This window comes from Leyella stercorea, assembly GCF_021531655.1.
Genome location: NZ_JADYUF010000007.1, coordinates 1 through 13,435, shown reverse-complemented (window position 1 = coordinate 13,435; position 13,435 = coordinate 1). Strand labels below are relative to the sequence as shown.

The window sequence follows — 13,435 nt, the reverse complement described above, 5'->3', positions numbered from 1 at the left end:
TAATGATGCTATAAAAAAGCAAACTTTCTGCATGTCTTATTATCTTGACTTCCTTTTTTCGTAAAGGAGTGTGCCGAGCATACTTGAGTTTTCCAAGAGATAATCACTACTGCGATTGTACTGAAGTTCGGTCTTTCCTCCGTTAGAGTAAGTCAGTATTACAAAACTACCTTTGAGTGACCAACGGAATTTTGAAGATACAGAACCCGTCACAAAAGAACCTGTGTGGTCACTCTTGAAGATATAATACTCACGTGTCTTTGAACAATAGTATGTTCCATTGAGTCCTGTTGCCTTACTACTCTTCTTCTGAGTCACAAGTTCAGTTTTTGTAGAAGAATATACACTATTCTTTGCATTACAGTAAACAGATGTAAATAACAAGGAGAAAAAGATTACAAATAATTTGATGTTCATAATTTCTAAAATGTATTATTATGTTTTTAATAAAAGTCTGTTATACTAATAATTTTTCCATTTCTGAATGTAACATATTTGGGATTAAATTCACGATGCTGAATAACCTCATATGAACCTGTTTGGTCGCTGTAAGAAGCTATTAGTTTTATATAGTCTTTATTGATCGCAACATAGAAAGCTGATTTAGGAAAACCAACATCATACAATCCTTTTGCAATCATAACAGCGGTTCTTTCTCCATACTGCTTTTTCCAGTGTGCATAATCTTCTTCACTACAATATCCTTTAGCTATAACCTTAGCACCTTCCTTACCGTATTTTGGGGTATATTTTGCAATCTTCTTATCTAATTCTTCTTGCTCTTTTGCATTTTTCAAGACCCATGCTTCTTGACGTGCTTTTTCCTCTGATGCAATTTTGAACATTTCATCGTAGTCATATTTTTCTTTAAATGCTAATTTGATCAGTGGTACCTGAATTTCAGTGCCGGATGGATCTGTTAAAATAGCATACAAAGAAGGACATGAATAATCTGTCGCAAATTCATTAGCTAAATCAATTCTAGTACATTTATAAGGAATGTTGCTCTTTACTTTATAAGTATTCTCGCTATTCCTGTACTGAATGCACAGAGCATCTCTTAAGGTCTCATAACTATATTTTGATTTAAGTTCTTGGGCATAATAAAGTGTGTCACCAACGATAGATAACTCACGTTTATTCAGATTTGCCATTTTCTCGTTTAGTAGTTGTTCTTTATTAGAAAAGAACTGAAGGACAGTGTAATTAGAACCATAGGAAGCCCCTCCACTTCCTCTGAAATCAAACATAGGAACAATCAATTGTCCTTCATTGTATCGAAATCTACAGATTGGTTGTTTGAATGCATACCCTTCGACATTTTCAAAAGAAACTTGTTCACAGTAGAAAACAGTACCATATCTTTTTGAGAAGTATTTGGGTAACTTGTTTCCTAAAAAACTCAAATGGTTTGTAAATAATTTCTTATCTAAATCGTCTCTTTTACTATTCTCATAATTGAATGACCGAGTCACTTCTGGATAATTTACTACATTTTGCTGTTGATAATCTTTTTTTATATACTTGTACTGATCATAATAGCAACATGGTATGTCTATACTTGTTGTTCTGGGAATCAAGAAAGACCTGGTAATTATATTATCTTCTTGCTGACAAATATAAGGGATGCGCAAGAACATCTTTTCTCCATCATCTCTTTTGAGAAAGCAGATACAAGTTTTTTTTTCTATCTTTTTTGAGTCTTTATTTTCTATATAATAATCAAGAACTGTAAATGTGTGTTTCTCAATTTCCTCATATGGCGTAAGATTGAATTCGTTCTTTTTAAATCGTAATTTGGGTTTGCAGTTTATCTTTCCATTTCTATAAGCGTCATCGGTAGAATAGAAGCAATCATATCCGTTTGCGCTGTTACGAATAGCATCAGAAATAGGATAGAACATGATAACCTTCCCTTTTGCAGGAGCAAATTGGGCACAAACTCTTAAACTGATGGTTAAAACTAATAGAAGGAATAGAAACTTTCTCATATGCTGTTAATCTTTAAGTTTATGAATTATCATTAAAATAATATCCATATAAAGAAGTGAGACCTCATCGTATCTCATTCACCTGTGAGGCCTTCGACTGCCCAAGCAACAAACAAGATAGATAAAGCCTCACCTTGACTGTATATCGGGTAGTGATATTACAGAGCCAAGGGAGTACTTCCTCTACTTGTCCTGATGCTTTTGCGTGAAGTTGTCGAAGTTTCACAAGGTAGAACAAAGTATGGAATGCACTTCCAAATTATGTCTGCAAACGCTATGATGCGAATGCAGGTTCAAAATTACTAAAAAAATATGGATTTTCAACGGTTTATGGACTTCATGAAGCGAAAAAATATGAAATTTAACGCTATATTGCCATTAAAATGGCAGAATACGGCTGACATTGTGGCAATTCTTGTCGGTTTAAAGCGAGAAACGGTGTCATTAATGTGCCGGAAATGTGCACGAAGGAATTGTGGCACTATGATTGCATTTTTTCCGAAGAGGAAGATGGCAGAAACAGCGTTTCTTGCATTACTCCATACGGAATGGTGCACGAAACGCTGTTTTTGTGTCCTGACGGAACGGGGCGGATGTGGAAACAATGTGTCTGGCTGATTCCAAACAGTATTAGTTAACGGAAACAATGTTGTGGTGGTATCGGCTATATGTCTGGGGCGACGGCGACAGTGTTTCCACATTATTCACTTTCAAATCTTTATCAAACTATGAGTGAAATCGCAACTCTTAGCTTGGAGCGCTTGAACAATGGTGCTCACTTTTTGTTCATTTCGAACGTATTGGCTCGTGCTGAGGCCGATGCGACAATCAAGAGTAAGCTCAGCACACAGATTGTCTCGCTAAAGGCTGCCATGGAGCAGGAGGACGAGGACTTGAAGATTTCGCAAAAAAGTATGCTGACCGATGACATCGCTACAGCCGATGCTTAGCGTGACGGACTTTACAGCGGTTACAAAAAGGCTGTTAATGACTTCAGCAATCTGCCTGTGGAGGACATGGCATAAGCAGCAAAGGTACTGATGCAACACATCAAGGACTATGCCATCGACCCAAAAATGCAACTTGATAAGGAAACGAGACACTAGTGATTATTAAATATAAATATGTCAAAGAAATCTACTTTTGTATGATTTTTCTTGCTCAAAAGTTTGTATTATCAATGATTATTCGTATCTTTGCAGCGTCAGTCCTCGCCAAGCCTCTTAACAATGCTCAAATCGTGCGAGGCGTTTTTTGTTTATAAGCATTTTCAAACCGTTACAGTTTGTAACGTATAGCTTGCAGAATTGAATTTGTATACCAAGCTGGTGGACTTATGCTACTAACGGATGCGCTTCTATCTGAATATATAATATTTTGTAAAAAGTTTATGAAAATTTTGCATAATGCATGATAAGTGTTAATTTTGTAATTGATAAAATGGCATTTGAAATGACGAACTTCGACAAACAGAAACTGACAGAGATTTTACTATACATTTTGAACAAAACAAAAGGGTTAGACTATTACCATGTGTTCAAGGTAATATATTTTGCTAATGTTTCATATTTGGCAAAATATGGATTTCCTATGGTTTCTGACGAATTCTGTGCATTGCCTGATGGACCAGTACCTTCAGTTCTTTATAATTGTATAAAGGGTGACCCACAGTGTGATAAAGAATTGCAAGCAATGATAAACAGTTCCATTTCTAAAGGAACTGACGATGCTTATTATATGCTTGAAGCTAATCGTCAACCAGATGTTGAGTACCTGTCAAAAGCAGATATAGAGGCTTTAGATAAGTCTATCTGTGAGAACGTAAATCTTCCATACGGTGAGCTACGTGCAAAATCACATGGCGAAGAATGGAAACGTGCTTATGCACAGCAGGGACGTAAGGTCATGGATATTATTGGCATGGCAAAAGATGGCATGGCATCTGATGATATGATAGAATATATAAAGGACAATCTATTGGTGGAGGCAGCTTTGTCATGACGAATTTTGGAGATTTATTAGGGAATATGGCTGACAAGTTAGCACAAGACAACCTTAATGTCGGAGATGTTCACTTACTCAACCTTGACCAAAAGAATGGTATTACTCCCAAGGCAGGAGATGCTACACGCAATAAATTCTTTATCATCCTTGGTTTTGATAATGAAGGAAATGTTATTGGTGGATTAGTAATAAACTCAAACATCAATTATAATTTGCCCGCAACAGTTACAGACTATCAGTTGCCGGTAACGGTTGAGCAGTTTTCATATTTGGAGCACAACTCGTTTATAAACTGTTCAAAAAATATTGTGGCAAAGAGAAGTAAATTCAATAAAAGTACTTATCGTGGCGAAATCTCAGATACGGAAATGATGGAGCTGATTTTCAATACCGTAAAAGAGAGTCCAACCGTAAATAAGAAGCAGCTAAGAGAGTTTGGTATTATATAAGATTATTGGCTTTGTTATATGCATTATTTTCGAAGAAGATTTTCCTTTGATTTTCTTTGTCCATCCCATTATTCTTTATACCTTTGCATTCGAAACATCAAGAGCAGTTTAAAATCTGCACCAACCGAGCACGACAGCCACGGTGGTCAAGATACGATGTGGAAATAAGTTTAATTTCAAAAATAAGTCTTTATGAACAATTCATTTTACAACGATTTTGCTGCGCGTTTTGCAGCAACAACACTCACTTCACTTGTTGAATCATTCAATAGTCAGGTAGGAAATCGTGGTTTCAACTCCATGCGTGCAGCCCATGACCGGGCTCTTATTGACGAGCTTGTGCGCCGTGGCATCGACGTGTCGGCAGTATTCGACGGCACCGCCATTTCTTTTGCCCATCATGTTGGGTTGGACAACAACAGTCTGGTAATCAGAAAATAAAATCATTTAGCAGCATCTTAAACTGTTGATGATGCCGTTGAAGATAATACAAAAACGACAATAGAGACAAAGGTCAACAATAACTACTATGCCATATCGCATAAGATTGTTGCCATTTGTCTCTATTGTCGTTTTTATTAGTATGTATTTTCAATTAATGCGTTGCCTTCCACCACGCAGTCTGTTTCTTTGTATTAATGGCAGATGAATTTTGTGACGGGTCGCTAATTGTTAGTCCTGAGAATTCGTTTACTTTCAATTTCTTTCCGTCAGAATCAGAGTAGATATAATCTGTACAACCCTTGTATGGTACAAGTTCGTTCATCAATGAGCTGAATTGTGCCTTTGCGCCTTCATCGTCAGCACACAGCGCATTGACATAACTGCCGAAGTCGAAGTAGACAGTAGGCGTGCGGTGTCCGGCATCAAGGTCCTGCACTTTGCTGTCGGCATCGGTAAGAGTATGCTTTGAATTGATTTGTTTCATCAGTGCCGCCATATCTGCCAAGTATGCACAGTCGGTTACGGCAATAGTGCCGTATGGATTGGAATTAGATTTGTAGAAGTCGATGAAATCCTTTGTCAGCGAAGCATAGTCAGGATTGAGTTTGATGATATGCTTCAATATCTTTTTGTATGGCATACCAGCACTCATCATCTCACTTGTCGATGCAATGAGATATTTGGTGACGTCACGTAGGTCGTATGCCACCTCTACAGCCGACATATAGCAAGCATCGAACAATATGTAGTTCATCGACATGTTTGCGTTCTTTATGCCATCCACCAAGTCAGAAATGTTGATTTGGTATTTGCTTCCGCCAAACCATCTTGTGCTACGGGTGCTTGAAGGCATCCATCCTTCGCCATGACATCCCACAATCATTGAGTATTGAACACTGGCAGGAGCATACTTCTTCACATCATCAAGCAGAGAGCTGATGCCTTCTGCTGTAGTGTATAAGGCATTGTCGTATGTCTTCACTGTGTCGCGTCGGCATTTGCCATTCTCGTAGCCGATGTTGATAAGGTGGCTCTCCTTATAATCTTTCGATATGAAAACAATCAGATGAGTATCGTCCAATCCTTTGTTCTCCTTGATGGCTTCCTCCATATCTTTGATATTGTCGAGCAGAGCACCGTAGAACGGATTTGAATCACCTGTATATGGCATACACACAAACACAGTATTGGCGGCAGTTGTAGGAACGAATGGCTTGGGTGGAGTAGGGCCGTCGGGATCATCGCTACTGCAAGATGCGAGGGTGATGATAGAAATTAGTAGGAAGAAGAAATGTTTAAGCATATAGTAAAAAAGATAAAAAAGCCTCACCCCCAACCCCTCCCCCGCAGGGAGGGGAGTGATATGCTTTGTTAGATAAAGAAATCTACAATAGATGAAATCCATAGTGTATGAAACACCAGAAATGATTTGAGCTACAGAACATACCGCTCCCCTCCCTACGGGGGAGGGGCAGGGGGTGGGGCTTATAATTTATTTATTTCTCAAAGCTGCAAGCGATTCTTTCAGCGCAGCAATCTTCTCTTCAGAGTCGCTCTGCTTCTTGCGCTCCATAGCTACAACAGCCTCGGGAGCGTGAGCAACGAACTTCTCGTTAGAGAGCTTCTTCTTGACACCTGCGAGGAATCCCTCAAGGTGCTTGAGCTGAGCCTCCTGCTTGGCAATCTCTGCCTCAACATCGATCATATCGCCAAGAGGAACTGCAAACTCGTCGGTGCCTACCATGAATGCCGAAGCAGTAGCGTCCTTCTCAGCCACAACATTGATAGCCGAGAGGTTAGCCATCTTGGTGATAACCGATGAGTAAGCCTCGAAGTTGTTCTGACCAACTACCTGCAGCACGAGAGCGTCCTTGTTGGGGATGTTCTTCTGGTTGCGTACTGTACGCACGCCACCTACAATCTGCTTAACGCTTTCGATAGCGTTAGCGATGTTGTTGTCATCCTCGGTAGGAGCGTCGAGCTTCAGTTCGGCACGCATAATCGACTCACCATTGTTGCGGTCGTAGATGTGCTGCCACAGTTCCTCGGTGATGAACGGCATGAACGGATGCAGCATCTTAAGCAGAGTCTCGAAGAAGGCGAGAGTCTGATTGTATGATGTAGCGTCGATAGGTGAGCCATAAGCCGGCTTAACCATCTCAAGATACCAGCTTGAGAACTCGTCCCAGAACAGCTTGTATACAGCCATCAGCGCCTCAGAGATACGATACTTAGAGAAGAGGTCGTTCACCTCGGCATAGGTCTGCTTCAGCTTAGCCTCAAACCACTTGGCTGCAATAGCGTTAGCCTCAGGCTGCTCACCCTCAGCCACCTGCCAGCCCTTAACGAGTCGGAAGGCATTCCATATCTTGTTGTTGAAGTTACGTCCCTGCTCGCAAAGGCTCTCGTCGAAGAGAATGTCGTTGCCTGCAGGAGCCGAAAGCATCATACCCATACGTACGCCGTCGGCACCATATTTCTCGATAAGACCGATTGGGTCGGGCGAGTTGCCGAGACTCTTCGACATCTTGCGGCCCAACTTGTCGCGCACGATACCAGTGAAGTAAACGTTGCGGAAAGGCACATCCTTCATATACTCCTCGCCAGCCATAATCATACGGGCTACCCAGAAGAAGATGATGTCCGGACCTGTTACGAGGTCAGAAGTAGGATAATAGTACTTTATCTCTTCGTTGCCAGGATTGTTGATGCCGTCGAACAGCGAGATAGGCCAGAGCCATGACGAGAACCATGTATCAAGAGCGTCCTCGTCGTGAACGAGCTGGTCGGCTGTGATGTTCTCATAGCCCTCAATCTTGCGAGCCTCTTCAAGAGCTTCCTCCTTAGTGAGTGCTACAACATACTTCTCCTCTTCGCCTTCGACAGTAGGAAGGAAGTAAGCCGGGATGCGATGACCCCACCAGAGCTGACGTGAGATACACCAGTCCTGAATGTTCTCCAGCCAGTTGCGGTATGTTGTTACATATTTTGTCGGGTGGAACTTAATCTTGCCCTCGAGTACTGGAGGCAGAGCGATGTCGGCAAAGTGCTTCATCGAGAGGAACCACTGCTTGCAGAGACGTGGCTCAACGGCAGTGTCCTGATTACGCTCCGAATATCCCACCTTGTTGTCGTAGTCCTCAATCTTCTCCATCAGGCCGGCTGCCTTCAGGTCTTCGGCAATCTGCTTGCGCACATCCATACGGTCCATACCTACGTACATGCCGGCTGCCTCTGAGATAGTTCCGTCGGGATTGAATATGTCGATAGTCTCAAGATTGTGAGTCTTGCCGAGAGCGTAGTCGTTGACATCGTGTGCAGGGGTAACCTTCAAGCAACCGGTACCGAACTCGATGTCAACATAGCGGTCCTCGATAACAGGGATAACACGGTTTACGAGCGGAACGATAACCTTATGTCCGCGCAGCCACTGGTTCTTCGGGTCCTTCGGGTTGACACACATGGCAGTATCGCCCATGATAGTCTCCGGACGTGTGGTGGCAACAACGGCATAGTAGCGGCCGTCGGCATCCTGATGCAGAACCTCACCCTCACAGCCTGTAGGCACAACAGGGTTTGTATCGGCGTCAGCCACATAGTAGCGCAGATTGAACAGATGGCTCTTCTCGTCGCGATAGATCACCTCCTCGGTAGAAAGTACGGTCTGAGCCTTAGGGTCCCAGTTCACCATGCGCAGTCCGCGGTAGATGAGTCCCTTCTTATAGAGGTCGACAAAAACCTTGAGTACGCTCTCCGAGCGCTTCTCGTCCATAGTGAATGCTGTGCGATCCCAGTCGCAGCTTGCTCCAAGACGGCGCAGCTGCTTGAGGATTATGCCACCGTGCTCGTTGGTCCAGTCCCAAGCATGCTCAAGGAACTGCTCGCGAGTAAGGTCGCGCTTCTTGATGCCCTGCTCGGCGAGGCGGTTTACCACCTTAGCCTCAGTAGCGATAGAAGCGTGGTCGGTGCCCGGTACCCAACAAGCGTTCTTGCCTTCCATACGTGCACGACGCACGAGAATGTCCTGTATAGTATTGTTGAGCATGTGCCCCATGTGTAGCACGCCAGTCACGTTAGGCGGCGGTATAACGATAGTGTAGGGCTTACGTCCGTCTGGCTTGCTGCTGAAGAGCTTGTTGTCAAGCCAGTACTGATACCATTTCGACTCCACTGCTTGTGGGTCGTACTTAGATGCTAATTCCATATAGTGTTATATATTATGTTTCTTTTGAACTGCAAAATTAGTAAAAAAGCGTGGGATAACGGCAATTGGCTCAAAATAAAAGTCATATAGCTACTGCTTAACCAATGATTTTTATCTGAACAACATCGTTATCAGTGGTATTGTGAGTATGGATGCCACGGTTGTTATGAATGTAATCTCGGTCATAAGCGACGGGTTGCGTCCATACTTCATGCAGAACATCGTGCCGAATGAGGCTACAGGCATAGCGATGACGACAGTGTTGATGTTGTTGATAATGTCGCTCACACCACATATTTTAAACAGGAAATAAACCGATATGGGGACAACGGCAAGTCGCAAGAATGAAGCCACGTAAACCTTCGGACTGCCTATAATGTCCTTCAGTGGCAGACGTGCCATCGACGAGCCTATTATCATCAGTGCAGCCGGAACGGTGATGTTGCCCACCATTGTTACAGGACGAGCTATTATGTCGGGCGTGTGAATGCCGAAAGCCACAATAAGCGCTGCAATGAAGGCGGCTATCATAGCCGGCGAGAACAGAACTTTTGAGTTAAGACTCTTGATGCTGTATTCGCCCTTTACCAGCATAACTCCTGCCGTGAATATGAAGAAGGTGTTGGGCATATTCAGCAGGGCTGCATAAAATATTGATTTCGGACCGAAGATGGATGAAACTATCGGGTAGCCTATGAATCCTACGTTGGCAAACATCAGTGCAAATCCTATCATGCCTTGTTCGTCACGGTTTTTGCTTACAAGGCGTGGCACCCAGAATCCATATATAAGCAGCAAGATATAAGTCAGGAAACCTACGCCTAACAGAGGCAGAATCAATGTACGGTCGGGCAGTTCATTGCCCATTACCGACGACAGAATCAATGCCGGACAGGTGAGGTCGATAACTATTGACGATAACTTCTGGTCGAATCGGTCGCCCATGTAGCCAAGATTGCACAATGCATAGCCCAGCACAACAATGATGAAAAGTATCACCATTACTTCGATGTTTTCCATATACCTATTGTTTTATTGTCGTCAGATAATCGGCGGCATACATATTATATATGGTGCAAAGTTAGTGAAAGTCTTTCAGAAAAAGCCTGTTTTTATGATGAATGATTTCACTTGCTTTTCAAATGTAGTCCTTTTGGCTTGCAAATGTGGTCCTTTTGCCCTGTAAAAGGAGTCCTTTTGCACACCAAAAGGACTACATTTGAAGGGCAAAAGGACTACATTTTCATTTCTATTGTTTTTGCCGGTGGATTTATTTTTATACTTTTGCATCATTATATTATTATGCAGACAAAACCAATAATAACATGAACACAAAGCATTCACTTCAGAAAGCCTTATCGCTTGTTGCCTTTCTGATGTTGCTTGTTGCTACGACGGCACAAGCCAAGCGAGTAGTTGAGCGGCCTTACTTCTTAGGCTCAAACAATCACAAATTAGAGATTGAGCGTGTGACGCTCGACAAGAAGGCTACCATTATCGACGTGAAAATCTATCAGGCGAGTGGCGATGTAGGCATCGATTCGCATGCCTACATTATGGCAAATGGAGTGAAATATGACTATATAGGCAGCAAGCAGTTGCCTAAGGGAGTATTTGTGAAAGTGCCCGAATGTGGATATGTTGCAGCCACATTGCGCTTTAAACCAATGCCCGAGTCAACAACAGAGTTCGACTTTCGTGAAACAGCCGACAATTCTGGTTGGAACATTTATGGTGTGCGTCTCGATGGCAAACGTCCGCACGCCGATATTCCGCAACACTTACTGCAGCAAGCGCTTGATAAGAACAGCAAGTTGCCATCAACCGATCTTAATCTTGGCAAGACTGTTGTAGCCGTGCGCTTGCTTGGATATAAACCAGAATACAAGACCACGCTTGATATTATTGTGGATAATTGGTTCTCGCCATACCGCATGCCATACGAACATGACTCTATAAGCGTAGATGGCACCTGTCAAGTCAGCGCCAATGCGATATTGCCAACTGTAGCAACAATACGTGTAAACAGAACGGAGATACCATTTCTTGCCGTACCTAATGACACAACAACCGTAACCATCGACCTGCCAACACTTACTCTTGCCGCTACACACCTTTTTGCAACTGATTCTGACGTAAAGAAATATGTGTGGTTTGAGGGCAAACACGCTGCTGTAGATACCGAATTGCAGAGCGTAAAGACAAAGATTGATGTGCTTGGCGTTACATCCTTTGATGATATTTGTGGTATGACACCGTTGCAATACCGCGATTATGTGCAGCAGAGTTATGAACGACTGTTGGCAGCCATCAATTCCAATGCAGCTATTGGCTCCGCCACCCGAACATTGGCGCAGAGCATCCTGTCTATGAATTATGCCTCGGCTCTGTTTGGCTTTAAGAACAATATATCTATGGCCCCAATGATAGCTGGTAAAAGAGGTGTGCCACGTGCCGACATGAGTATCGACACCGTGTCTTACTTCAAGCCATTGGAAAAACTCGCTGTACTTCACTCCAAGAACCAACGATATTATTTTTATCTCAGCGACTTCACGTCTGCCCTTCGTCGTAAATATATATCTGCCGACCCGTTGCTTGACGATATCGCTGTGGGCAAGCGTCTAAGTCGTTCGTTTAATCGCAAGCGTCCTCTCACCGAGCAACAGATGGCAGCGGCTCATGACAGCATAGCTAACGATATGGTGCGCGAATTGCTTTTTGCCAATAACGAAGACTTGAAGTCACAGCTTGCTTCAGCCGACAATATTCTTGCTGAAGTTAAAAAATCAGCCAATCAAAATTCTACATTTAGTATTATTGACATAGACCCCAAGATGTCAGCCGAACAGATATTGCCCACGATTATAAATAAGTATAAAGGCAAACGTCTGCTCATTGATTTCTGGAACACGTGGTGTATGCCGTGCAGAGCTGCAATGTCTACCATTCGTCCATTGAAAGAGCAACTTACTGATGTCGTTTATGTTTATATAGCCGATGCCTCATCGCCTGTAGATAAATGGGGCAAGATGATAAAGACAATAAGTGGTGTGCATGTGCGTTTGACTGAAGAACAGGCTGACGCTCTTGCCAAAATATATAAGTTCTCAGGCATCCCTACGTATTTCGTGGTAAATAAAGAAGGAAAGATAACCTATCAGAAAACAAGCTTTCCTGGAGTGGAGAAGTTGAAAGAAGAACTTGCGTCTGCAATGTATACGGATATAAGCAAGTTGCGAATCACTCCGATTGGCAGATACCGTAGCTATTACACTATGTTCTACCGAGTGTTAGGGGCTACCACTACGGGCAATATGGCATATACGTTGACGATGAAAGACAGTGTAGCAAATTGTGATGAAAGCAGTTTCTGTTATACAATGGCCAACATGCATGGTCCGAACAGCTCATATGGAAATCGCTTTGAAGTATATAAAAAGAATGCAGAAGGATGGGGTAGAATGCCTTTTAAAGGTGGTTTCACTGATCTTGGCTATGAGTTGCCAACAGGTAAGTCTGCAGAAATGGAATTCTCCTCAAATAAGTTTGCCACTCCATTGAAAAATGGTACTTACAAATTATGCAAGAAAGTGCATTTTAATATAAATCCGCATTTTAAGTTGACATCCGACAGTATCGTTCCGACAGCGACTGGCAGTATGAGTGGGGCTTTCGAGTGTCGTGTTCTGCCGTCACGGTCAGACTCTATACGTATGATTGTTATTAACCATACACAGAACACGTGTCGTTTGTCTGGGCTTCCAAGTATTCTTGATGCAAAAACACAAAATCGTCATCCTCTGACGCGATCAGGTACGACGAAAGCTTATGAATGGATGCAGGCTAACGGACTGATAATGCCTGGTGAGGGAATTTTGCTCGTAATTCCGACTTCATGGAATCTGAAGGATATCGGCGACGCATACAAGAGAAGCTATTATGAAAGTGGCAGACTCTCGGAGGGCGTATATAGCGTGTCGACGTTAATGGAGATAGAGTTGGAGGCAGAGTTCAGACTGAAATGAATTAAGCTGATTATGCAATAAACAAAGAGGGTGTGTCAAAAGTCAAACAAAACGGGCTGAAAGCCCCAAAAGCACATAGGAGGGCGTGTCAAAACTCCCAATATAAATAAAAAACTCGTTGTACGTTCTTGTGTGGATGTACAACGAGTTTTTGTTTTTCTACGAAAAGGAGCCTTGTAAACAATTTATATGGCGTTATATGGGTCAAATAAGCCCTCAAATAAGAGAAAAGACCTCCCTTAGTCATTTTTGCCACCATTTTCTTTATATTAAAGGCAATGGCAAAGAAGGCAAAGTCCATTTTGACCTTGTCTA

11 protein-coding genes and 1 riboswitch are annotated in these 13,435 nt (G+C 42.6%); of the genes, 5 read left to right on the top strand and 6 right to left on the bottom strand.

What is annotated here, in order from left to right; genetic code table 11:
- Window positions 1-39: 39 nt before the first annotated feature.
- Both I6E49_RS03185 and I6E49_RS03180 read right to left on the bottom strand, forming a co-directional pair.
- Window positions 40-318: a hypothetical protein gene (locus I6E49_RS03185; protein WP_235400405.1), complete on the bottom strand. Its 279-nt coding sequence runs from the start codon at window positions 316-318 to the stop codon at window positions 40-42.
- Between the two features lie 125 nt (window positions 319-443).
- Complete coding sequence (locus I6E49_RS03180; protein WP_235400404.1) at window positions 444-1,991, bottom strand: hypothetical protein; 1,548 nt, start codon at window positions 1,989-1,991, stop codon at window positions 444-446.
- 728 nt (window positions 1,992-2,719) lie between these two features.
- Here I6E49_RS03180 and I6E49_RS03175 point away from each other — a divergent pair.
- The 4 genes from I6E49_RS03175 to I6E49_RS03160 all read left to right on the top strand — a co-directional run bounded on the left by I6E49_RS03175 (window position 2,720) and on the right by I6E49_RS03160 (window position 4,885).
- A complete protein-coding gene (locus I6E49_RS03175) occupies window positions 2,720-2,941 on the top strand; it encodes a hypothetical protein (protein WP_235400403.1) in 222 nt (73 codons plus the stop codon).
- A 460-nt stretch (window positions 2,942-3,401) separates the two neighbouring features.
- The gene (locus I6E49_RS03170; RefSeq protein WP_235400402.1) at window positions 3,402-3,992 is read left to right on the top strand and encodes a Panacea domain-containing protein; all 591 of its coding nucleotides are present in this window, start codon (window positions 3,402-3,404) and stop codon (window positions 3,990-3,992) included.
- 26 nt (window positions 3,993-4,018) lie between these two features.
- A complete protein-coding gene (locus I6E49_RS03165) occupies window positions 4,019-4,444 on the top strand; it encodes a hypothetical protein (RefSeq protein ID WP_235400401.1) in 426 nt (141 codons plus the stop codon).
- Window positions 4,445-4,533: 89 nt separating this feature from the next.
- Window positions 4,534-4,638, top strand: a riboswitch (SAM-I-IV-variant riboswitch).
- Window positions 4,637-4,885, top strand: coding sequence for a hypothetical protein (locus I6E49_RS03160; RefSeq protein ID WP_235400400.1), 249 nt, complete (start codon window positions 4,637-4,639; stop codon window positions 4,883-4,885). Its footprint overlaps the riboswitch before it by 2 nt.
- A gap of 154 nt (window positions 4,886-5,039) precedes the next feature.
- Here I6E49_RS03160 and I6E49_RS03155 read toward each other — a convergent pair whose 3' ends face one another.
- The 3 genes from I6E49_RS03155 to I6E49_RS03145 form a co-directional block, all read right to left on the bottom strand.
- Window positions 5,040-6,191, bottom strand: coding sequence for a clostripain-related cysteine peptidase (locus tag I6E49_RS03155; RefSeq protein WP_235400398.1), 1,152 nt, complete (start codon window positions 6,189-6,191; stop codon window positions 5,040-5,042).
- Window positions 6,192-6,380: 189 nt separating this feature from the next.
- Entirely contained in the window at window positions 6,381-9,092 is a 2,712-nt protein-coding gene (locus tag I6E49_RS03150; protein ID WP_235400396.1) for a valine--tRNA ligase, read from the bottom strand.
- A gap of 111 nt (window positions 9,093-9,203) precedes the next feature.
- On the bottom strand, window positions 9,204-10,112 hold the full coding sequence (locus I6E49_RS03145) for an AEC family transporter (protein WP_235400395.1): 909 nt from the start codon (window positions 10,110-10,112) through the stop codon (window positions 9,204-9,206).
- A 305-nt stretch (window positions 10,113-10,417) separates the two neighbouring features.
- Here I6E49_RS03145 and I6E49_RS03140 point away from each other — a divergent pair, with 305 nt between their 5' ends.
- Window positions 10,418-13,120, top strand: coding sequence for a TlpA disulfide reductase family protein (locus tag I6E49_RS03140; protein ID WP_235400392.1), 2,703 nt, complete (start codon window positions 10,418-10,420; stop codon window positions 13,118-13,120).
- A gap of 88 nt (window positions 13,121-13,208) precedes the next feature.
- On the opposite strand, the gene I6E49_RS03135 is transcribed toward I6E49_RS03140, so the two are convergent.
- The coding region (locus I6E49_RS03135; RefSeq protein WP_235400391.1) for a hypothetical protein at window positions 13,209-13,435 on the bottom strand (227 nt) is incomplete at its 5' end.

What these genes read in the sequence shown, in the direction of transcription:
- I6E49_RS03180 (WP_235400404.1), bottom strand. Translation starts at nt 1,991, where the DNA reads ATGAGAAAGTTTCTATTCCTTCTATTAGTTTTAACCATCAGTTTAAGA.
- I6E49_RS03175 (WP_235400403.1), top strand. Translation starts at nt 2,720, where the DNA reads ATGAGTGAAATCGCAACTCTTAGCTTGGAGCGCTTGAACAATGGTGCT.
- I6E49_RS03170 (WP_235400402.1), top strand. Translation starts at nt 3,402, where the DNA reads ATGATAAGTGTTAATTTTGTAATTGATAAAATGGCATTTGAAATGACG.
- I6E49_RS03165 (WP_235400401.1), top strand. Translation starts at nt 4,019, where the DNA reads ATGGCTGACAAGTTAGCACAAGACAACCTTAATGTCGGAGATGTTCAC.
- I6E49_RS03160 (WP_235400400.1), top strand. Translation starts at nt 4,637, where the DNA reads ATGAACAATTCATTTTACAACGATTTTGCTGCGCGTTTTGCAGCAACA.
- I6E49_RS03155 (WP_235400398.1), bottom strand. Translation starts at nt 6,191, where the DNA reads ATGCTTAAACATTTCTTCTTCCTACTAATTTCTATCATCACCCTCGCA.
- I6E49_RS03150 (WP_235400396.1), bottom strand. Translation starts at nt 9,092, where the DNA reads ATGGAATTAGCATCTAAGTACGACCCACAAGCAGTGGAGTCGAAATGG.
- I6E49_RS03145 (WP_235400395.1), bottom strand. Translation starts at nt 10,112, where the DNA reads ATGGAAAACATCGAAGTAATGGTGATACTTTTCATCATTGTTGTGCTG.
- I6E49_RS03140 (WP_235400392.1), top strand. Translation starts at nt 10,418, where the DNA reads ATGAACACAAAGCATTCACTTCAGAAAGCCTTATCGCTTGTTGCCTTT.